General features: G+C 41.0%; 21 protein-coding genes. 12 read left to right on the forward strand and 9 right to left on the reverse strand.

Going from position 1 to position 21,853, the window contains the following annotated elements; translation table 11 throughout:
• Positions 1–13: 13 nt before the first annotated feature.
• From AB6T38_RS15485 to AB6T38_RS15520, 8 genes are all read left to right on the forward strand, one after another.
• The gene (locus tag AB6T38_RS15485; RefSeq protein ID WP_372548163.1) at positions 14–1,033 is read left to right on the forward strand and encodes a PHB depolymerase family esterase; all 1,020 of its coding nucleotides are present in this window, start codon (positions 14–16) and stop codon (positions 1,031–1,033) included.
• A 3-nt stretch (positions 1,034–1,036) separates the two neighbouring features.
• Entirely contained in the window at positions 1,037–1,804 is a 768-nt protein-coding gene (locus tag AB6T38_RS15490; RefSeq protein ID WP_372548164.1) for a 3-hydroxybutyrate dehydrogenase, read from the forward strand.
• Between the two features lie 87 nt (positions 1,805–1,891).
• Complete coding sequence (gene nadK, locus AB6T38_RS15495; protein WP_372548165.1) at positions 1,892–2,767, forward strand: NAD(+) kinase; 876 nt, start codon at positions 1,892–1,894, stop codon at positions 2,765–2,767.
• A gap of 91 nt (positions 2,768–2,858) precedes the next feature.
• Entirely contained in the window at positions 2,859–4,550 is a 1,692-nt protein-coding gene (recN, locus tag AB6T38_RS15500; protein WP_372548166.1) for a DNA repair protein RecN, read from the forward strand.
• 111 nt (positions 4,551–4,661) lie between these two features.
• On the forward strand, positions 4,662–5,018 hold the full coding sequence (locus AB6T38_RS15505) for an outer membrane protein assembly factor BamE (RefSeq protein WP_372548167.1): 357 nt from the start codon (positions 4,662–4,664) through the stop codon (positions 5,016–5,018).
• A gap of 536 nt (positions 5,019–5,554) precedes the next feature.
• Positions 5,555–7,144, forward strand: coding sequence for an ABC-F family ATPase (locus AB6T38_RS15510; RefSeq protein ID WP_372548168.1), 1,590 nt, complete (start codon positions 5,555–5,557; stop codon positions 7,142–7,144).
• Between the two features lie 36 nt (positions 7,145–7,180).
• On the forward strand, positions 7,181–7,672 hold the full coding sequence (locus AB6T38_RS15515; protein ID WP_348493279.1) for an NYN domain-containing protein: 492 nt from the start codon (positions 7,181–7,183) through the stop codon (positions 7,670–7,672).
• A gap of 119 nt (positions 7,673–7,791) precedes the next feature.
• Positions 7,792–8,082, forward strand: a complete 291-nt coding sequence (locus tag AB6T38_RS15520) for a YebG family protein (RefSeq protein ID WP_348493280.1) — start codon at positions 7,792–7,794, stop codon at positions 8,080–8,082.
• Between the two features lie 144 nt (positions 8,083–8,226).
• Here the strand turns inward: AB6T38_RS15520 and AB6T38_RS15525 are convergent, their stop codons facing one another.
• The 4 genes from AB6T38_RS15525 to AB6T38_RS15540 all read right to left on the reverse strand — a co-directional run bounded on the left by AB6T38_RS15525 (position 8,227) and on the right by AB6T38_RS15540 (position 12,323).
• Positions 8,227–9,417, reverse strand: a complete 1,191-nt coding sequence (locus AB6T38_RS15525; RefSeq protein WP_372548169.1) for a serine hydrolase domain-containing protein — start codon at positions 9,415–9,417, stop codon at positions 8,227–8,229.
• Between the two features lie 51 nt (positions 9,418–9,468).
• Complete coding sequence (locus tag AB6T38_RS15530) at positions 9,469–10,137, reverse strand: cyclase family protein (RefSeq protein ID WP_372548170.1); 669 nt, start codon at positions 10,135–10,137, stop codon at positions 9,469–9,471.
• A gap of 164 nt (positions 10,138–10,301) precedes the next feature.
• Positions 10,302–11,648, reverse strand: a complete 1,347-nt coding sequence (locus AB6T38_RS15535) for a class II 3-deoxy-7-phosphoheptulonate synthase (protein ID WP_372548171.1) — start codon at positions 11,646–11,648, stop codon at positions 10,302–10,304.
• A gap of 189 nt (positions 11,649–11,837) precedes the next feature.
• Positions 11,838–12,323, reverse strand: coding sequence for a low molecular weight protein-tyrosine-phosphatase (locus AB6T38_RS15540; protein ID WP_372548172.1), 486 nt, complete (start codon positions 12,321–12,323; stop codon positions 11,838–11,840).
• 103 nt (positions 12,324–12,426) lie between these two features.
• Between AB6T38_RS15540 and pepE the strand changes: the two genes are divergently transcribed.
• The gene (pepE, locus tag AB6T38_RS15545; protein ID WP_372548173.1) at positions 12,427–13,128 is read left to right on the forward strand and encodes a dipeptidase PepE; all 702 of its coding nucleotides are present in this window, start codon (positions 12,427–12,429) and stop codon (positions 13,126–13,128) included.
• Here pepE and bioD read toward each other — a convergent pair.
• The 4 genes from bioD to bioB are packed head-to-tail and all read right to left on the reverse strand — an operon-like array spanning position 13,120 to position 16,899.
• Positions 13,120–13,797 carry a dethiobiotin synthase gene (gene bioD / locus AB6T38_RS15550; RefSeq protein ID WP_372548174.1) on the reverse strand — a complete coding sequence of 226 codons (678 nt, stop codon included), beginning with the start codon at positions 13,795–13,797 and terminating at the stop codon, positions 13,120–13,122. The two genes, pepE and bioD, sit on opposite strands and share 9 nt — an antisense overlap.
• Positions 13,794–14,594: a methyltransferase domain-containing protein gene (locus tag AB6T38_RS15555; protein ID WP_372548175.1), complete on the reverse strand. Its 801-nt coding sequence runs from the start codon at positions 14,592–14,594 to the stop codon at positions 13,794–13,796. Before AB6T38_RS15555 ends, bioD begins: the two co-directional genes overlap by 4 nt.
• Positions 14,587–15,786 (reverse strand): 8-amino-7-oxononanoate synthase, encoded by a 1,200-nt coding sequence (gene bioF / locus AB6T38_RS15560; RefSeq protein WP_372548176.1) that lies wholly within the window; start codon positions 15,784–15,786, stop codon positions 14,587–14,589. The genes AB6T38_RS15555 and bioF overlap by 8 nt, the downstream gene beginning before the upstream one ends.
• 3 nt (positions 15,787–15,789) lie before the next feature.
• The gene (gene bioB / locus AB6T38_RS15565) at positions 15,790–16,899 is read right to left on the reverse strand and encodes a biotin synthase BioB (protein WP_348493289.1); all 1,110 of its coding nucleotides are present in this window, start codon (positions 16,897–16,899) and stop codon (positions 15,790–15,792) included.
• A 98-nt stretch (positions 16,900–16,997) separates the two neighbouring features.
• On the opposite strand from bioB, the gene bioA reads away from it, so the two are divergent.
• Positions 16,998–18,287, forward strand: a complete 1,290-nt coding sequence (gene bioA / locus AB6T38_RS15570) for an adenosylmethionine--8-amino-7-oxononanoate transaminase (protein WP_372548177.1) — start codon at positions 16,998–17,000, stop codon at positions 18,285–18,287.
• Between the two features lie 7 nt (positions 18,288–18,294).
• Here bioA and AB6T38_RS15575 read toward each other — a convergent pair whose 3' ends face one another.
• Complete coding sequence (locus AB6T38_RS15575) at positions 18,295–18,675, reverse strand: hypothetical protein (RefSeq protein ID WP_372548178.1); 381 nt, start codon at positions 18,673–18,675, stop codon at positions 18,295–18,297.
• Positions 18,676–18,901: 226 nt separating this feature from the next.
• Here AB6T38_RS15575 and asnS point away from each other — a divergent pair, with 226 nt between their 5' ends.
• Together asnS and AB6T38_RS15585 are read left to right on the forward strand one after the other, a co-directional pair.
• Positions 18,902–20,299: an asparagine--tRNA ligase gene (asnS, locus tag AB6T38_RS15580; protein WP_372548179.1), complete on the forward strand. Its 1,398-nt coding sequence runs from the start codon at positions 18,902–18,904 to the stop codon at positions 20,297–20,299.
• Positions 20,300–20,427: 128 nt separating this feature from the next.
• Positions 20,428–21,825, forward strand: a complete 1,398-nt coding sequence (locus tag AB6T38_RS15585) for an aspartate aminotransferase family protein (protein ID WP_372548180.1) — start codon at positions 20,428–20,430, stop codon at positions 21,823–21,825.
• Positions 21,826–21,853: the final 28 nt, after the last annotated feature.

Raw genomic sequence — 21,853 nt, forward strand, 5'->3', positions numbered from 1 at the left:
GTTATCAAATCATATGAGAAAATTACGTAATCTGGTTATCTGTATGGGGTTAACCGCAATTGTGCCAATCAATGTGTCGATCAGCGCTGAAACGACCGATTTAAATTTAGATATAAATGAAATCACCATATCGGGTTTATCGAGCGGTGGCTATATGGCTAACCAATTTCACATCGCTCATTCTGATTGGGTAAAAGGTACTGCTATTATTGCTGCTGGATCTTATTATTGTGCTCAAGGAAGCATTACCACTGCATTGTCTGAATGTGTAAATAAGCAATCGTCTGAATTCTCATTAGAGCCTTTGCAAACGCAGTTGATGCAATACGCTAGCGAAGGATTAATTGCTCCTCTATCCAACTTACAAGACAGTCGAGTTTGGTTGCTACATGGCAAATTAGATGCAAAGATTTCTTCTCCAGTGGCCAACGCCCTTTACCAGCAATACCAAGGGTTAGTATCAGATAAAAATTTAACTTACATTAAAGACAAACCCTTTGCGCATCACTTCCCTACACTATCAACGGGTTCTTCCTGTGATACATCCGAATCCCCCTTTTTAGGTAACTGTAATTATGATGCAGCTGGTGAGTTTCTAAATTTTTTATTTCCTCAGTTAAATTCCCCTAACCAGAAATCTAGCGGCACGATTACCGCAATTAATCAACACAAACTGGGGAGGGAACCCGCTGAGACTATGGCTAAAACGGGTTATGTGTATATCCCTAAAAGCTGCGCAGAAGGTCAGCAATGCCAAGTCCATGTTAATTTCCATGGATGTAATCAAAATGCTGAGACCATAGGTCAAGACTACATCATTGGAAACGGATTAAATCGCTGGGCGGATAACAATCAGTTAATCGTTTTATATCCTCAAACATCAACCTCTATGATGCTTCCAATGAATCCTCAAGGTTGTTGGGACTGGTGGGGATACACCGGTGAAAATTACGCAACGGCTCACGGAAAACAAATTGAGGCAGTTAAAAACATTGTGGAATCACTTGCCGCTCAATCAAAATCTAAAGGATAAAAAATGCAAAATAAGACCATATTAATAACTGGCGCCGCCAGTGGTATTGGTTTTGGTATAGGCCAATACTTAGGAAAGATGGGGCACAAGATCATTGTCGCTGATATTAATCAGCAAACGGCGCAAAGCGCAGTGGATAAATTAAGCGCAAATAATATAGATGCGCGTTCAGTGCAACTAGATGTGAGTGATCCTGAACAAATAGAGGCATTACCTGCAAAATTGTTACCCGATAAAGTTGATGTACTGATTAACAACGCTGGAATTCAACATGTCTCTCGGTTGGAAGACTTTCCAGCTCAAAAATGGCAACAACTGATCAATATCATGCTTGTTGGTCCCGCCATATTAACAAAAGCATTTTTACCCCATATGCGCGAACAAAACTACGGTCGTATTATCAATGTAGGTTCTTTGCACTCGGTGGTTGCCTCCCCTTACAAGTCTGCTTATGTGGCGGCCAAACACGGTTTATTAGGTTTCGCAAAAACCTTAGCTCTTGAAACGGGTGATTGCGATGTCACCATCAACACCTTGTGTCCAGGTTACGTTAAAACCCCACTAGTAGAACAACAAATTGCAGCGCAAGCGGTAGAAAATGGTATCAGTGAAGAGGATGTAATCAATAAAATCATGCTTGAGCCTATGCCTAAAAAAGCTTTTATTGAAATTGAGGAATTGGCAAGCACTGCGGCATTTTTGATCAGTGATGCGGCTAAAAATATGACGGCGCAAGCACTGGTGATAGACGGAGGTTGGACAGCACGATAAACATTATTTGAGACGGTCTTAACTATCATGCTTGGTTTTCAAGACTAAGCATGGTTATACTGAGTTTTTGAATTTAAATAGAATGTTATGCCATTTAAAACTATAGGTCTAATTGGAAAGCCTGCACATGAAGGTGCAAACAAGAGCCTTAACGCTATTTTGCAATTTCTGAAACGAAGAGGTTGTCGCATTCTGGTCGAAACTAAGGTTTCAAGCATGCTACAAGGGAATGGTTTTGAAACGGCTGAATTAGAAGATATAGGTTTACAAGCAGATTTAGCTATTGTTGTGGGTGGCGATGGAAATATGCTTGGTGCCGCTAGGGTGTTAGCGCAACATGATGTAGCTGTAGTAGGCGTTAACCGTGGTAACCTTGGATTCTTAACCGACATCCACCCAGATGATATTGAACGCCAACTAGAATGCCTTTTTAATGGTGAATTTGTTAGAGAGCAGCGTTTTATTTTACAAGTTGATGTATTCCGAGAGGGCCAGCAACAAAGCTCTAATTCGGCCATCAATGAAGTGGTACTGCATCATGGTAAAGTGGCTCACATGATGGAGTTTGAAGTATATATTGATGATAACTTTGTGTTCAGTCAGCGTTCCGATGGACTCATTGTTGCCACACCGACCGGTTCAACTGCATATTCTCTATCAGGTGGAGGCCCAATACTCACCCCCAACTTAGATGCCTTAACACTGGTGCCCATGTTCCCTCACACCTTGAGTAGCCGGCCTATAGTGGTTGATGCAAACAGCGTAGTAAGAATGATAGTATCCAATGATAATACGGATAACCTGCAAGTAAGTTGTGACAGCCACATTGCTTTAACGGTTTTTCCTGGTGACGAGATTTTTATCAAGAAAAACCAAGAGAGATTGTCGCTGATCCACCCCAAAGACTATAACTACTTCAACGTACTTCGCACCAAATTAGGTTGGGGTTCAAAATTATATTAATTTTTAACCGCTAAATCGCAATTCTACTTTACATGCAGCAAATATTGTATATATTTACAGTTACTGTATATTTAAACATGTATTTATTGTTATGTTAATTCACTTATCTGTCCAAAATTTAGCAGTTGTTAAGTCATTAGACGTTGATTTTAAGCAAGGCCTTAGCGTGATCACCGGTGAAACTGGTGCCGGTAAGTCTATTGCCATTGACGCACTTGGGTTGTGTTTAGGCAATCGTGCGGATGCCGGTATGGTCCGCCCTAACTGTGACAAAGCTGATGTTTGCGCCACCTTCGATATTACTAAGCTTCCAAAAGTTAAAGCATGGCTGAATGAGAATGATTTGAGTGAGCATGAATTAGCAGAACATGAACCGCAAGAGCTGATGATCCGCCGAGTAGTTTCCTCTGAAGGACGCTCTAAAGCCTATGTAAATGGATACCCAGTTCCAGCACTACAGCTTAGAAATTTAGGTTTACAATTAATTAGTATCCACGGTCAACATGCTCACCAATTATTGCTTAAATCTGATGTACAAAAGCAATTAGTCGATAATTTTGCGGAGCATGAAAATTTACTCAGCACAGTTAAACAACAATATGATCTGCTTAACAATGCCCAAAAACAAATGACCGTTCTTTTGGCGGGCACGCAAAAACGTACAGACCGGCGTAATTTACTGCAATACCAAGTTCAAGAATTAGATGAATTTAATTTAGCTGATAATGAATTTGTTGAATTAGAAATAGAACATAAAAAATTAAGTAACAGCCAAGCACTTTTGGAACAATCACAAAAAAGCTTTTATCAACTCTATGATGCCGATGAAGGCAGTGCATTAAACGCGGTACAAAGCAGTATAGATATGCTTACAGAGCTTGAGGAACACGATCCTGAATTATCTCCTATTGTCACCGTATTGAATGAGGCATTAATTAATATCGACGAGGCATCTAATCAATTACGTGCCTATACGGACCGTTTAGAAATTGATCCCATGAGAATGCAGCAAATTGAACAGCGTTATTCACAAGCGCTAGATTTAGCAAGAAAACATGGTGTGCGACCTGAGGAACTATTTGACCATCATCAACATTTGTCAGCTGAGTTAAAAGAGTTAGACAATCAAGATGAATCTCTGGAAGAATTACAGGGCAAGCTCGCAATACTGCAACAAAGCTATATCAGTGCAGCAGAAAAATTAAGTAAAAGCAGAAACAAAGCTGGTAATAAATTGGCCAAGTTAGTAGAGCAACACATTCAAGATATGAATATGTCGCAAGCAAAATTTTCTGTTTGCATAGAATTTGATCCACAGCTGGCTCCCTCGCCCTCTGGTTTAGACAAGGTGAAGTTTTTAATCTCCACAAATCTAGGCATACAAGCAGATACTTTGGAAAAAGTAGTGTCCGGTGGTGAACTTTCTCGAGTTGGCCTTGCCTTACAGGTGATTAGTGCTAAAGGTAACTTAATCCCAACTATGATTTTCGACGAGGTAGACACTGGAATTAGTGGGCCTACGGCTTCTGTAGTTGGAAAATTGTTACGGAAACTAGGGCAAACAAGCCAAGTGATATGTGTCACTCACTTACCTCAGGTAGCTGCTAGTGGTCATCAGCAAATGTTTGTGACTAAGTTTTCAGATAAAAAGACCACTGAAACACATATGCTTTGTTTGCAAGAAAGTGAGAGAATTGAGGAGTTAGCTCGATTATTAGCTGGCGATACTTTGACTAATTCAGCTATCGAAAATGCCAAAGAATTGCTGAGCAGTTATCATTAGTCTCGATTAAATATTGATTGCAGGCCTCATGGTGAGTTAGCATGCGTGTCCAGAAATAGGCAGCCTTAACGGCTTAGCTAAATTAATTATTTAACTTAAATGAAAGAATGAATGAAGTATAAAAGTATAATAGTTGCTGTAGTAACAACATTGTTTTTGTCTGGTTGCACAGATTGGATATACCGTATTGACGTTCCCCAAGGCAATTTCCTTCAGGAAAAAAGCGTTAAGCAACTACGAATTGAAATGACCAAGGAACAAGTCATATATGTTCTTGGCCGCCCTGTTGTTCAAGATTCTTTTGACCATGATACATGGTATTACGTCTACGAAATGAAACGGGGTATGAGTAAACGTGGTGAAGACTTTCGTAAAGAATTAATCATTCATTTTGAAGACGAAAAAGTGGCTAGCGTAACTGGTGACTTTGAGCTTTCCGAAGATTTTAATACGCCATTAGATCAGTAACAAATAGCTAAATTACCACCTATATGCCACCTTAAATCTTCATAGTAGGGGCATATAGGCTTGTTAGTGAATTTCTGAGTGAGTAAGTTTTAATATATTAATCTTAAGCGCCATCAAGCTCGTTACGTTTGTATTTATTTACCTTACTCTTTACGATTGTAGTTACGTTAGTAGTCACCTTAGTATTAGTCATTACATTAGCTTAATTCTGAGCTGACAATTATTATTTATCCCCCTGCTTTAGTCCTACTAAGCTTCCCCTCTTCATTCCGGTTGTTTTCTGGTTAATCCGTGTTTACGCGCTAGGACTTGGTATTCGCTCGACTGTTTTCCACTGTGTCTGCTAAACAACTCCCTCACCAGACGCTAATTTCTTATTATCACTTTAAACTAGCTGGTTACCCTCCTGCTTAGCTTTTATTCCACCCTTTACACCCAGTCCGCGATTAATATCAACAAACCCCATCAAAACTTAGTTATTTATGGCATAATCCCGCGCAAAATTTATATGTCTTTTATCAATAGGAATTGCCATCGTGTTAGCTACTGCCAATATCACCATCCAATTTGGTGCCAAGCCTCTTTTTGAAAATGTTTCCGTTAAATTTGGAGAGGGAAATCGTTACGGTCTTATCGGCGCTAACGGTTGCGGTAAATCCACGTTTATGAAAATTCTGGGTAATGATTTAGAACCATCATCAGGTAACGTCACCAAAGATCCTAATGAACGAATTGGTAAACTAAAACAAGACCAGTTCGCCTTTGAACAATACTCTGTAATTGATACCGTGATCATGGGTCATGAAGAGTTATGGAAAGTAAAAGAAGAGCGTGATGCGATTTATGCCAATCCTGAAATGACCGAAGAGGATGGCATAAGAGCAGCAGAATTAGAGTCTGAGTTTGCCGAAATGGATGGCTACACCGCAGAATCCCGGGCAGCAGAACTGCTAACTGGTGTGGGCATTGAAGAGGCCCTGCATTATGGCCCTATGAGTGAAGTGGCTCCAGGCTGGAAATTACGGGTGTTGTTAACCCAAGTTCTATTTTCCGATCCAGATATCATGTTGCTTGACGAACCGACCAACAACTTGGATATTGATACCATTCGCTGGTTGGAAGATACGCTAAACTCACGTAACTGTACCATGATCATTATTTCCCACGATCGTCACTTCCTAAACAGTGTTTGTACTCATATGGCGGATTTAGATTACGGTGAATTAAGACTTTTCCCTGGCAACTACGATGAGTATATGACCGCAGCGACCCAATCCAGAGAACGTTTATTGTCTGACAACGCTAAGAAAAAAGCGCAAATTGCAGAACTAAAATCTTTTGTCAGCCGTTTCTCTGCAAATGCATCAAAATCGAAACAAGCCACTTCCAGAGCGAAACAAATAGATAAAATCCAACTAGATGAAGTTAAACCCTCTAGTCGTCAAAACCCATTTATTCGTTTTGATCAGGACAAAAAACTGCATCGATTAGCCCTTGAAGTGGAAGGACTCAGTAAATCCTTTGACACTCCCCTATTCTCAAACCTGGATTTAATGATCGAGGTCGGCGAAAGAGTTGCCATCATTGGTCCTAATGGTGCGGGTAAAACAACGCTGATGCGCTGCTTATATGGAGATATTGCTGCTGACAGTGGTATTGTAAAATGGTCTGAGAACGCATCCATCGGTTATTACGCCCAAGACCATGCACACGACTTTGAAGAAGACAAAACTTTACTAGACTGGATGTATCAGTGGGGTAAAGAAGGTGATGACGAACAGGTTATTAGAGGGACACTGGGCAGATTGTTATTTTCCCAAAAAGAAATTGATAAGTCCGTCAAGGTGATATCTGGTGGTGAGCAAGGCCGCATGATCTTCGGCAAACTCATTCTTCAGAAAAACAATGTATTGTTAATGGATGAACCCACCAATCACTTGGATATGGAGTCTATTGAGTCATTAAACCTAGCTCTTGAAAACTACCCTGGTACCTTGTTATTTGTCAGCCACGACCGCGAGTTTGTATCTTCATTGGCAACTCGCATTCTGGAAATTACAGAAGACGGCATTGTCGACTTTAGAGGTAACTACGAAGATTACTTAAGCAGTAAAAAACTCGTTTAATTAAGCTAACTTAACTAACCTGTAGGCGGTAAAGGTATGCAAAATAAAACCAAAAACATCGGCGTTTTTGTGGATGTGCAAAATGTGTACTACACCTGCCGACAGGCTTATCAAAAACAGTTTAATTATCGACAGTTTTGGCAGCACCTCTCAACTCGCGGCAACATAGTGGTTGCCAATGCCTATGCCATTGCCCGTCAACATGACCAACAAATTAAATTTCAAGATGCCCTTAGGCATATTGGTTTTGAAGTTAAACTAAAACCCTTTATTCAACGCAGCGATGGCACAGCTAAAGGTGACTGGGATGTTGGTATTACCGTTGATATGATCGATCAATCACCGCTTCTAGACGAGGTGATTTTACTCAGTGGAGATGGCGACTTTGCGGTATTAATGGGTTATATCAAAAGCAAGTATCAGGTTTCAACACAGGTCTATAGCGTTCCTCAACTCACCGCCAAAACCTTAAGCGATTGCGTGGATATATATCATCCTATTGAAGCCAATTCAGCATTCCTTAAATAATCGTCAACACACTTCGCTACCATTTGTTTAGTGCTTCAGCAAAATACTGTACATACAAACAGTATTAAGCTATATTTATCCTTGATGGCACAAAACCAACAGAAATATGAGGAAACATAATGGCTATTATTGTGAGATATGTTGTTGAGCGAAATGGAGAAGAAAAACTTGTGACTTCTGACAAAAAGGCGGCTGATCAATATGACAAAATGCTTGATGTTGCGGATAATCTAGGCACTTATATCCAAGCAAAAGGCATCAAATTGCCAAATGATGTTGCCGAAGACCTCACTATTTTATTGTCTAAAAATAAAGACGTCATTGCCAAATTATTTAAAGGCACAGATGCGGATTCCATATTAGAACAAGAAAAAGCGGAAGTAGTTAAGATGGATAAAAAGAAAGCTTAATTAGTAAGATACTTTATCCTAGTTTAAAAACACGCTTACGCGTTTGTGTAAGCGCTGGTTCACTTTCTCGATTCTATATATCAATCAAGAAAGTGATACTCCAGTTACCACAAACATGGAAAAGCGAGCCTTTTAACAATAGTGTTATTCCGAATCTATTGCTTCTCTTATCTTATCGATAAACTCTAAACGTTTACTATCTAAATTCGAATCGGTAGCCGTGGGCCAATTACCATTAAATGCAATCACGAGATCTCTATTAGGATCGACAAATATTGTTTGTCCAAAGATACCATCAGCAGTAAAACTGCCGTCATCGAATGTCCACCATTGGTAACCGTAGCCCCTGCCCTCAACACCTATTTCAGTTTGTGTAGTGGTCGCCTTAGCTAACCAGTTATCGGGTAAAACAGATTGCCCATTTATTCTGCCTTGTTCTAGTATAAACAAACCGTAGCGAGCAAAGTCTCGTAAGCTTGCTTGAATGCAACAGCCAGAAATTTCATTACCATCAGCCCCCAAAATCCAGGTTGCTTTGTTAGCCATACCAAAAGGCTGCCAGATCTTTTCAGTTAGATAATCTGCCAGTCTTTTACCGGTAGCTCGCTCTACCAAAATACCAATTAGGTTAGTCTCACCTGTTGAATAATTCCACTTTTCTCCCGCAGGATGAGCCCTATTTAGCATTCGCATATAACTAACTATTGTTGGCAAACCGTCTTCTGCTTGGTGATTATTAAATAACGCCACATCAGAGTTTGTATCGTAATAATCTTCATTCCACGCCACACCTGATGTCATGGTTAGCAATTGTTCAATGGTCACATCGTCATAGACAGAACCTTTTAGCCCCGCAATATAATCAGACACAGGATCCTTGAGACTACGAATATGACCTTCCTTTAGCGCAATCCCCACTAAGCTTGAGGTAAATGATTTCGCCACTGAAAAGCTCGTCCAACGTCCTTGTTGTGAATGTCCAAGTGCGTATTTTTCAAATCTAATTTTGCCTTTATGCAGGATTAAGCCGCCAGCCAAACGCTGCTCGTCAAAAAACCTATCGACATCTTCATTAACAACGAGTGCCTCGCCTTTAGGCAACACTCTAATATTATCTGCTGGTGTAATTTCCCGGGATTTCACCAGAAATGACAGTTGATCTAGCACTAGAAAACCTGCATCTCGCTGGCTTTGACTCCAGAACAGGACATCAGTATCTTTAGGTGGATCTAAGAGCAAGGAACGCCAAGTCGGTCCAATCCACCAGCCCCCGATGACAGCAATGATTAAAATTACTAAGAATGTACTAAATATCCATTTTATTGCAGTTTTCATACTCGTCCCTATTTGTCTTACAAGACATAGCTTATGGTGAGATCTTTCGGTTTAGGTTTTTTGTTCTGTTAATTGCGCAAATGCGCGCACCGGAAAGGTACCAAAACCTTTGATTTTTACCGGCACCGCATAAAAATAAAACCCTTTATCTGGCAGCGATTGCAAATTGCACATGTGTTCAACAATTAAAATATCCGCCCCCAATAAAGTACTATGAACTGGCCTTGCACCGCCGCGAGTATCATCTATATTATGGCTATCAATACCCACCAATGACACGCCACTTTCCTTCAAGAAAATAGCTGCGTCTTCCGTTAGATATGGATGATTTTCATAATACAGGTCCGTATTCCAATGACGAGACCAGTTGGTTTCTATGAGCACGGCTTTATTGGTTAAATCTAATTGTGCAAAGTAGCTTTCATCAATTGCTAAAATATTTTCAGGGATAGTAATTTTAACCCCATCTAGATGAGCAACTGATTCAAGTGAAAGTTCAGAAAGATCATCGCCATCAGCATAACGATGAAATGGGGAATCGATATATGTGCCAGTATTAGAGCACATTTCAATTTTACCGATTTGAAATGACGTGCCTTCGTCATAGTGCGATTTTGACGCTTCTCGGCTCAAGTAGTCGCAAATGATTGGAGCTGGTAAGCCTTTGTAGGTCACTAAGCCATCTTCCACTGTATGACTAAGATCGATTAATTTACTCATTTATCGTCAATTCCCTTTATTACACTGTTACGTGATTAAAACCTGTAAACTTTTAAATAATATGCACTTTTTGGAACTAAATTAGAAGCTGTCAGATATAAAAAAGCCAGTTGGATTAGCAACTGGCTTTAAATGTGAAACAAGAGTGAGATCAAGCTATAGCGTTATTTACCGCTTTTCAAATGATCTGCTACTAAAAATGCCATTTCCAGTACTTGATCGGCATTCAAACGAGGGTCACATTGTGTCTTGTATGCTTGCGCAAGATCATCATCACTAATTTGATACGCGCCCCCAGTACATTCAGTAACGTGTTGTCCAGTCATCTCTAAATGGATACCACCTGGATGTGTTCCTTCAGCACGGTGAGCTGAGAAGAACTGCTGAATTTCACTTAAAATATCGTCAAAGTTTCTAGTTTTGTATCCACTGGAAGCTTTTTTGGTATTGCCATGCATAGGATCAGAACTCCACACCACTTTTCTTCCTTCCGCTTTTACACGACGAAGTAATTTTGGCAAATTCTGCTCAAGTTTATCTGCGCCCATACGCGTAATGAGTGTTAAGCGCCCAGCACTATTATCTGGATTCAAGGTATCAATCAATCTCATCAATTCATCTTCTTGAATTGTTGGCCCGATTTTGACACCAATAGGATTATGTATACCTCGGAAAAACTCAATGTGTGCATGATCCAATTGGCGAGTGCGCTCTCCAATCCACACCATGTGTGCTGAACAATTGTAGGGCTTACCAGTTAAAGTATCGATACGAGTTAAAGCTTGCTCATAGTTCAACAACAAGGCTTCATGAGAAGTAAATAAATTGGTTTCATGGAGCGTCGCGTTATTTACATGATTAATGCCAATCACATCCATAAACTCTAATGCATCTTGTAAACGATTGGTCACGTCTTGGTAGCGATCACGCAACGGATTGTTCTCAAGAAAGGTCATATTCCAACGATTGACTTGATGCAAATCAGCTAGACCACCTTGAGCAAAAGCACGCAATAAATTTAGGGTAGAAGCGCCTCTATGGTATGCCTCTAACATCCGATTTGGATCAGGCATTCTGGATTGTTCAGTAAACTCAAAGCTATTAATAATATCACCGCGGTAGCTTGGCAAAGACACACCATTAATGGTTTCTAAATCTGACGAACGCGGCTTTGCATATTGTCCTGCCATTCTGGCCACTTTCGTTACTGGGCACTTTCCAGCGAAAGTTAAAACAATTGCCATCTGTAAGATAACTTTAAAAGTATCACGAATTTTAGGGGCGTTGAATTCATCAAATGATTCAGCGCAATCACCACCTTGAAGTAAGAAACCTTTGCCTTCGGCAACATCACCTAACTGTTTATATAGCTGGCGGGTTTCTTCTGCAAAAACCAGTGGTGGATAACTATGAAGTTTGCTTTCTACTTGCTTTAATAACGCTTGATCTTGATAAGTAGGTTGTTGCTGGATAGGTTTAGACCTCCAGCTGTCAGGTTGCCATTGGCTCACACGCTTTCCTTTAATGAAGTCAAAAAAAGCAGGTCAAACCTGCTAAATAAAATTTATGGGAAATTACCCTAATATGCCGTCATAATACAATGTCTATATGCACTAATCTATTCGACTATTGACTATAATGTCGAAATAAATTGTTTGTACCTTGCCTTAGGGTTATTTGTATCAAACTAATGGAGATAGTTAATCTTCAAGCACAATTAAAGCGGAAATATGTTCAATAAGACCATCTGCTGATGACTCAATTAAATCCAGAACGTACTCAAAGCCTTTTTTACCACCATAATACGGGTCTGGTATAATCTCTTCTTCTAAACCAGAAAAAGACATAAATAGCTTTATTTTATCCTGATACTCTTCTGGGCATTCACTTTGCAAACCACGCAGGTTCATTTCATCCATGGCAATCAAGATATCGAAATCATGAAAGTCTTGTTTGCTAATTTTGCGACAAGAAATGCCGTCAAAATCATAACCGCGAGCTTCACCAACGCTAACAGACCGTTCATCTGGCGGTGCGCCAACATGATAGCCCTGGGTTCCTGCTGAATCAATTTTCAACAACAAACCTTTTTCTTTGGCCTTTTTTCTAAACACAGCCTCAGCACTTGGTGAACGACAGATATTTCCCAAACATACAAACAAAACAGAGCGAATTGTTCCAGCCATTCAAGTTGTTTCCTATTTCCGATTCTCTTATGCTTATTATATTATACCATTCTATCTAGCTAAAAATGCGCGTCTAGCGTTAAATGCATTTCAAAGGAAAAAAATGTCAAAAAAACGAGTACTCATGTTAAGCAGTTCAAAAGTGGGTAATGAAAAATATTTAGCTAATCACAAAATAATGATATTGCCGTTTTTAGATAAAATTCAATCGGCTATTTTTATCCCCTATGCCGGTGTGACTATGTCTTGGGATAACTACACTGACAAAGTGCAAGAGGCGCTACCAGAGATAAACATTAGTGGTATACATAGCTTCAACGATCCATCAGAGGCTATTCAAAATGCTCAAGCTATTATTGTTGGTGGCGGCAATACGTTTAACTTGCTTTATCAATTGCAGAACAAGGGTTTAATTGACTGCATAAAAAATAGAGTAGACTCAGGCACCCCCTATATTGGCTGGAGTGCTGGGTCGAATATATGCGGATTGAGTATTAAAACCACCAACGACATGCCGATAATCCAGCCAGAGTCATTCTCTGCTTTAGCACTGCTGCCGTTTCAAATTAATCCTCACTATAGCGATTACCAACCACCCGGTCACAATGGTGAAACCCGGGCGCAACGTATTGAAGAGTTTTGTGTATTAAACCCAACCATTCCAGTTGTTGGCATTAGAGAAGGCAGTGGACTGTTATTGGATAACCAAAAACTAACCTTAATCGGTGATTTGGACGGCGTTATATTCAACGCAAAAGAGCAACATAGCATTGCAGCCAATTCAGAGCTAACTCACCTATTGTAATAATCCATCAATAGATAAGTATTCTGCGGCTTGTTCGGTGTTGTTAAGCTTAGGCACAACACCGAGACAAGGTGCGGGGATCAGAGCCTTTAAACTATCAATATTATCTTGCAGATATAACATCTGATCATCAATCTGATTTGCCACCCAACCAATCACCTGCAAACCATCGACACATATCGCCTGGTAGGTGAGTAATGCATGATTTAAACAGCCTAACTTCATACCAACCACCAGAACCACTGGAAGTTTATGTTGTATCGCAAAATCAGATAAAAATACGCCCTCAGAAATGGGTAACCGCCAACCACCCGCGCCCTCAGTAAGTAACAGATCAGCTTTTTCATTGACGAGTTGTTGATAAGCCAAATTGATTTGTTGCATATCCACAGTGACGTCCATGCGTTTTGCAGCTAAATGGGGGGCCACGGGATCGGCAAAGGCAATGGGATTTATTTGTTCATATGCTAGCTGTTTTGTACTGACCTTTTGTAAGGCTAAAGCATCATCATTGCGCAGCCCTTCAGCGGTTTGCATACAGCCTGCAGATACGGGTTTAAAACCTATAGTACTCAACCCTTTGTTTGCAGCAAGTTGCAAGATCGCCGAGGCGATAACGGTTTTTCCAGCATCAGTATCCGTACCTGTAATAAAAATAGAATGGGTCATATCGCTTTACTCAACACTAAAAAACTCACTTCATAGGACAAGGGCAATTGCCCTTTAAGCGCAAAATCTTGCCGATAAATGCGTTCAAATTCTGCCAATGACTGTCGGCTCAATTTAGAATGATTGCCCGTTTCAGGCACTACATTTGCGCCTATGTGACGAATACTATTCAATAAACTAATCGCGCTTTGATGCCAGGTAGTATAGTTTTTTTGATGACCTACTACGCTAAATCCGCTTGTTTTTGCCGCTTTTACCAATTCGCTGTGAGGCAAGAAATGATTGACCCTAGGCACGCAGTCTACTTTTGACCAAGTTTGATCTAATTCAGCCATCGAACCTTCGCTCAACAAGACTAAAACTGCGCAGCCTTGCTCACTTAAAACCCGATGGATCTCATTTAAACTTGTTTGAATGGTCGTACACCACTGTAATGCCATACACGAAAACACCGTATCAAATGTTTTATCTGCAAATGGCAGTGCTTCTGCATCGGCGATATGAAAGTCGATGTAACCTTTAGCATCTTTAGATGGATTAAGCTTTTTTGCCTGGGCAATCATACCAGCAGCTAAATCAACAGCGGTGAGAGACTGAAACTTATCTGCGAGTCTGCGGGTTAGCCGAGCGGTGCCGCAGCCAACATCCAGAAGTTTGCCGTTTTTGTTCTCAGCAACCTGTTGAATGGCATCAAAACCGATGTCCAGTTGAACTTGAGCAATATCATCGTAACGATGGGCTGATTGGCTAAATTGATAAGCTATTCTGCGTTTTTTATCATCTATCGTATTATTCATTGGACAATACCTGATAACGCTTAAGCACCATCTGCAAACCATCCACAAATGCATCTATATCGGTGGTTCTGTGACTCGCTGACAAGGTAATACGCAGTCTATCTGTACCTTTAGGTACAGTAGGATATCGAATCGCCGTTACCCAGAGTCCAAGCCGTTTGAGATCATCACTAATTTTTACACACTTAACCGGATCACCCACAACAATAGGTTGAATGGCGGTGTTTGAATCTGTCAACGGAATACCCTTTTGCTGACATAATGATCTAAATTGGGCTATTCGCTGGGTCAAAGCTTGTTGTTTAGTACCATCAGCTAAAGATTGAAAACTCGCGTAGGTGGCCAAGGCCATAGCCGGTGGCATTGCTGTGCTATACACATAATGTTTAGCAAAATTAATCAAATAATCGATGAGAACCTGTGAGCCCGCGACAAAGGCACCTGAAGTGCCAATGCCTTTACCAAAAGTCCCCATTAAAATTGGAACTTGGGTTTGACTTAAATTAAAGTGCTCAACGCTGCCTAAACCTGTTTCACCTAAGACCCCCATGCCATGAGCGTCATCTACCATTAACCAAGCATCATGCTGTTGAGCAACGGTGTTTAATTCAGCTATCTTCCCTAAATCACCATCCATACTAAACACCCCCTCTGTCACTATGAGGTTATCTTGGACAGAAGATGATAAGTCCGATGATTGATTAGCTGCGAGCAAATTACTTAGATGGCTAACATCGTTATGTCGAAAACGTTTGAACTTAGCCTCACAATGTTTTCCAGCTTCTACAAAAGACGCGTGCATTAATTTATCTGAGAGAATGCACAGTTGAGGATTAGCCAGTGCCTGACAAACGGCTTGATTGGCAGCAAAACCAGAGTTGAACAATAACGCAGCTTCACGTTTTAAACCTGTGGCTAAATAATCTTCCAACTGCTGGTGAGCTTGAGTATGACCGGTAACTAGCGGTGACGCACCACTACCCACTCCGTAATCTGAAACGCCCTCAACCCAAGCTTGCATCACTGCTAAATCTTGACGTTGGCCAAGGTAGTCATTGCCGGAAAAACTTAAAAAGTGCTGGCCTTCAACTTCGATCATAGCGCCAACAGAAGCGTCAATGACCCTTCGTTGACGTAACAATCCATCACGTTGACGGGCGTTTAGCCCTTCTTTTAAATAAGCGAAAGCCACTAACTATTTAGTCGTTTCAGGTACGGCCGTGACTGGCTTACTGGCATCATAAAACAACTCACTTCCTGCTTGCTCAGCTTCACCAGCCTGAATTTCTTCCATTAAAGCGGCTTCATGGGCTTCGTCTGAATACTCACGGGTTTGTTTCGAATTAATTCCCAGCTTTTTGAATAACATCACATCTTCGTGCGTGTCTGGGTTAGAGGTTGTCAACAATTTGCATCCGTAAAAAATCGAATTAGCACCAGCCATAAAACACATTGCTTGCATTTGTTCATTCATGGCTTCACGCCCTGCAGACAAACGAACAAAAGACTTCGGCATTAATATACGTGCCACAGCAATAGTACGCACAAACTCAAAGGAATCTAAATCTTCCACATCATCCAACGGCGTGCCTTTAACTTTCACTAACATGTTAATAGGAACACTTTCTGGGTGGTGCTCTAAATTAGCCAATTGCATTAATAGCCCTGAACGGTCATCAGCCTCTTCCCCCATGCCAACGATACCACCGGAACAAACATGCATACCGGCGTCACGGACATTTTGCAGTGTATCTAAGCGATCCTGGTAGGTACGAGTGGTGATGATATCACCGTAATATTCTGGTGATGTATCCAAGTTATGATTGTAGTAATCTAGACCAGCCTGTTTTAGCGCAATTGCTTGATCACGAGTTAGCATCCCTAAGGTCATGCAGGTCTCAAGTCCAAGTTTTTTGACTTCTTTAATCATTTCCAACACATAAGGCATATCGCGATCTTTTGGATTACGCCAAGCAGCTCCCATACAAAAACGGGTCGAGCCGGTGGCCACCGCTTCTTTAGCTCGTTGAATGACTTTTTCAATTTCTAACAAACGCTCTTTTTCTAGACCTGTATCGTAGCGAGCACTTTGCGGGCAATATTTACAATCTTCAGGACAAGCTCCAGTTTTAATCGATAATAGTGTGCTGACCTGCACATAATTAGGATCGAAATGTTGGCGATGAATACATTGAGCTTGAAAAAGTAAATCATTAAACGGCATGGCAAACAATGCATTTACTTCATCTAAAGTCCAGTCGTGTCTAATCTCTGATTTACCTGAAAAATCTGCTGGAAACGCCATATTTGGTCCTTTACTATCGAATTATGTTGGCTTAGTCTAAGCCCCACTTAAACATTGTCAACTCCTATCAGGCATTTTGATTTACAAGTGAGCGCAAATTGAACAATTTTGACCTACCTGACTTAGAATTCGACCAAAAACATATATGGCACCCCTACACTTCAGCCATTAATCCCCTTCCTTGTTACCAAGTTGAATCTGCAGAAGGGGTGTTATTAAAGCTTAATGATGGTGAAGAATTAGTGGATGGCATGTCGTCTTGGTGGGCAACCATTCATGGCTACAATCATCCAGATTTAAACCAAGCCGCTAGGGAACAACTAGGGAAAATGTCCCATGTGATGTTCGGTGGGATAACCCATAAACCGGCTATCGATTTATGTAGAACCTTAATCGATATCACCCCAGAGGGGTTAGAGCGGGTATTTTTAGCCGATTCAGGCTCTGTATCCGTTGAAGTGGCTATGAAAATGGCATTGCAATATTGGGCTTGTCAGGGTGCCCCTGAAAAATTTCGGTTTATATCTCCACGTAATGGTTACCATGGCGATACATTCGCGGCTATGTCGGTGTGCGACCCCGTCAATGGAATGCACAGTATTTTCAACCAAACACTTACAACCCAAATTTTTGCTCCTGCACCACAAACTCGATTCGATCAGACCTGGAATGAAGATGATATAGGCCCGTTAGAGGATTTAATACTGACTCATAAGAACGAAGTTGCGGCGCTGATAATTGAACCCATAGTGCAAGGTGCCGGTGGCATGCGCATTTACCACCCAGAATATTTGCATCGTTGTCGTCAATTATGTGATGAGCACAATATATTATTAATTTGCGATGAAATTGCCACCGGCTTCGGCCGAACAGGAAAACTCTTTGCGTGTGAACATGCGGGCATCAGCCCCGATATTATGTGTGTAGGTAAAGCGTTAACAGGAGGCTATATGACGTTGGCTGCTACTTTATGTACTGAAGACGTTGCCTTAGGAGTCTGCGCCGGTGAACCTGGGGTATTTATGCATGGCCCCACTTATATGGGAAATCCTTTAGCTTGCGCAGTGGCTAATGCGAGTTTGGCTTTATTGGCTCAAAACAAGTGGCAATCTCAAGTGGCAAGTATCGAAGAACAACTCCAGCATCAGTTGTTACCATTAAAAGATCATGTTGCAGTAGAAGATGTTCGAGTGCTGGGTGCGATTGGTGTCATTGAGTGTAAAAAAGCAGTAAATGTCGCAGAGTTACAACGTGTGTTTGTTGATAACGGTGTGTGGATCAGGCCATTTGGTAAACTGATTTATATCATGCCTCCGTTTATCATTAATCAACAACAACTGAGTCAGTTAACAGCCGCTATTGCCATAAGCTTACAAACTCTTAATTAGGATAAACTCAAATATCAGACAGTATCCAAACTAACACCACGACACTAATGGCTAATAAAATAATCACATTGACCCCAAAATAATCATTTCGGCGACGAGTTCGATATCGCCGCATAATTAACACAAATAAACTCATAGAAGTGCATAGGCAAAGCAATATAATCAAATAAATACTAAGTGACATAGACCAATCTTGCCGACCATTCACTCCCCAATATTCTTGCACACCTGAGATCAATTCTGGACGGGCATAATGGAAAACAATTAGTGACGCGACAAATATCACCCAAGCAACGATATTCAATCCCAAAACAATTTGGTAAAATTTATCGTGGCTTCGTGGCGTTTTTCGGCGATTTTCACCCTGCCAAGGGTATTGATCAGACATATTCTCTGTTTAGCGCCTATTTTTACTTGAGTCTGTCAATTAGCTAAGTAAGATTACACACCTTATTTAAATGACAGAGTCTAGTGACATTTTAATTATCCAGCTTTAGTAACTGTAGAGCATTAAGTAAGTTTCATCTAGATTATTGTTTATCCTAGACGATTGTCATATTTTAGTTTGTAATCAAAAAATTGCAGGTTACCCCCTGCTGTAGTGGAGAATATCAATGGCGCATGCCCCAGTGGTTGACGTGTTAACTGGCAAGTACCCAATCGGGGAACAGGTAGTTTTGAAAGGATGGGTAAGAACCCGCAGAGATTCTAAAGCAGGATTGTCTTTTATCAATTTACATGATGGAAGCTGCTTCGACGCGATTCAGGTGATTGCCCTGAATACAACGGAAAATTATAGTGATATCCAACGTCTTACTACGGGTTGCTCTATTGCCGTAACTGGCGAGGTTAAAGCCTCACAAGGTAAAGGCCAAGCCCTGGAAATAGATGCGAAGCAAGTTGACATTTTAGGTTGGGTGGAAAACCCTGATACCTATCCCATGTCAGCAAAGCGCCATAGTATTGAATATCTTCGAGAGCACGCTCACCTGCGGGCAAGAACCAATGTAATTGGCGCAGTCACCCGTGTTCGTAACTGTTTATCTCAAGCAATACATCGTTTTTTCCACGAACGAGGCTATTTTTGGATCAGTACTCCAATTTTAACCGCTAGCGACACTGAAGGTGCCGGTGAAATGTTCAGAGTATCCACCTTAGATATGATGAACATACCCAAAACTGAGCAAGGTGAAGTTGATTATTCCCAAGACTTTTTCGGAAAAGAAACTTACTTAACGGTTTCAGGTCAGTTGAACGTAGAAACTTACTGTACAGCCATGTCCAAGGTATATACTTTTGGTCCAACGTTCAGAGCCGAAAATTCAAATACAAGTCGTCATTTAGCCGAGTTTTGGATGATTGAACCAGAAGTGGCTTTTGCCGAGCTATCTGATGTGGCTCAACTAGCCGAAGACATGCTGAAGTATGTGTTTAAAGCGGTGCTAGAAGAACGCGCCGACGATATGGCTTTCTTTGCGCAACACATTAACAAAGATGTTAAAGATAGAATGGAAAAGGTAATTTCCCAAGACTTCGTCAGAATGGATTACACCGATGCCATCGAAATACTGAAAAACTGTGGTAAAAAATTCGAATTCCCAGTGGATTGGGGCGTAGATTTATCTTCTGAGCATGAACGTTATCTTGCCGAGGAGCATGTAGGTGCGCCAATTATCATGCAAAACTATCCTAAAGATATTAAAGCATTTTATATGCGCATTAATGACGATGGTAAAACGGTTGCAGCAATGGATGTATTGGCTCCAGGAATTGGTGAAATCATTGGAGGTTCTCAACGTGAAGAACGTTTAGATGTATTTGACCAAAGATTAGAAGAAATGGGGCTGGATAAAGAAGACTATGCTTGGTATCGCGACTTACGTCGATACGGCACAGTACCACATTCAGGATTTGGTTTAGGCTTTGAACGCTTAGTAGCCTATGTGACAGGGATGCAGAATATTCGTGATGTAATCCCCTTCCCTCGTTCTCCAGGTAATGCAAATTACTAATTTGTAGAACTAAGTTAGTTCATATATTTCCGAAAGCCATCTTAAAGATGGCTTTTTTTTTACATATTTTTCTAAAAATACCCATTTAATGATAACGTAAACATAGGTTTCACACAGGAAGTACGACCATGTCTAAATTACAAAAAAATTTGTTCGAACAAGCGCGTACTTCAGTATTGTTGAAACAGGCTTGTGAAGATGCAATTACTTACCAAAACAATTCGCATCAAAAGGCCATATACCCTTCGCAACATAATTTAGAATTATTGAGTGAATTCGATACTCAGCTACCGGAACAGATGGGCGATGAAAATGCCATTTTAAGTTTATTAGCTAAACAAGGTGAACTGAACACGGTTCGGTATGCAAACGGTCGTTATTATGGTTTTGTAAACGGTTCAGCCCTTCCCATAGGCTTGGCAGCCAAATGGTTAGCCGATGTGTGGGATCAAAACGCAGCACTGTTTGCAACCTCTCCAATTGCAGCAAAGTTAGAGAGCATTTGCCAACAATGGTTACAACAACTATTTACACTGCCGTCCGATACAGTAACGGGTCTTGTTGGTGGTACATCCGTGGCCAGCTTATGCGGTTTAGCCGCTGCCCGCTATCGTCAATTGAGCCGATTAAGTTGGGATATTAGTCAACAGGGTCTGTTTGGCGCTCCCGCGCTGCGCATCATTTTAGGCAAACAGACACATGGCACTGTGGTCAAGGGGTTAAATATACTCGGATTCGGGCAACAGCAAATAGAATGGGTTGAGTGCGACGAACAAGGTCGTATGATTGTTGACTCAATTCCACCTTTAGACCAAAGCTGTATCGTCGTTTTACAGGCTGGCAACGTGTGTAGCGGAGCATTTGATGATTTTCACAGTATTATTCCCAAAGCTAAAGTGGCAAACGCTTGGGTACATGTTGACGGTGCGTTTGGTTTATGGGCTGCGGCGTCCACGATGTTTGCTGACCTAACAAAAAGCATTCACTTAGCTGACTCATGGTCCGTTGACGCTCACAAAACCTTAAATACTCCCTATGATTGTGGTGTTATATTATGCGCAGACCCAACCGCACTCACCCATGCACTGCATCATCAAGGCTCCTATATTCAGCCTAGTGAAAATCGCGACAACATGCACTACACCCCAGACATGTCCAGACGGGCAAGGGGCATCGAATTATGGGCTTGCTTGGCTTATTTAGGTCGAAGTGGGATCGCAGAGTTAGTTGAACTTTTACATGAGCATGCAATTTACTTCGCCGAACAAGCCAAAATTGCGGGTTTTAATGTGCTAAATGATGTGGTGTTCAATCAAGTTATTTTAACGACAGACTCTGATGAGGTCACAGTAAAAACGCTAAAATCCATTCAAGACTCTGGAGTAACATGGAGTGGTGGCGCTACATGGATGGGACAACAAGTGATTAGAATAAGTATTTGTTCATGGGCTACGACACAGAGTGAAATAGATAAAAGTATCGCAATATTTTCTGATTGTTTAGCGAAACAAACTCAAGCTAACTAAGGTTTAGTCAAGATGAGTAACGGTTCAA

Source organism: Aliiglaciecola sp. SL4 (genome assembly GCF_041538045.1).
In the GTDB taxonomy this organism is placed as follows: Bacteria; Pseudomonadota; Gammaproteobacteria; order Enterobacterales; family Alteromonadaceae; genus Aliiglaciecola.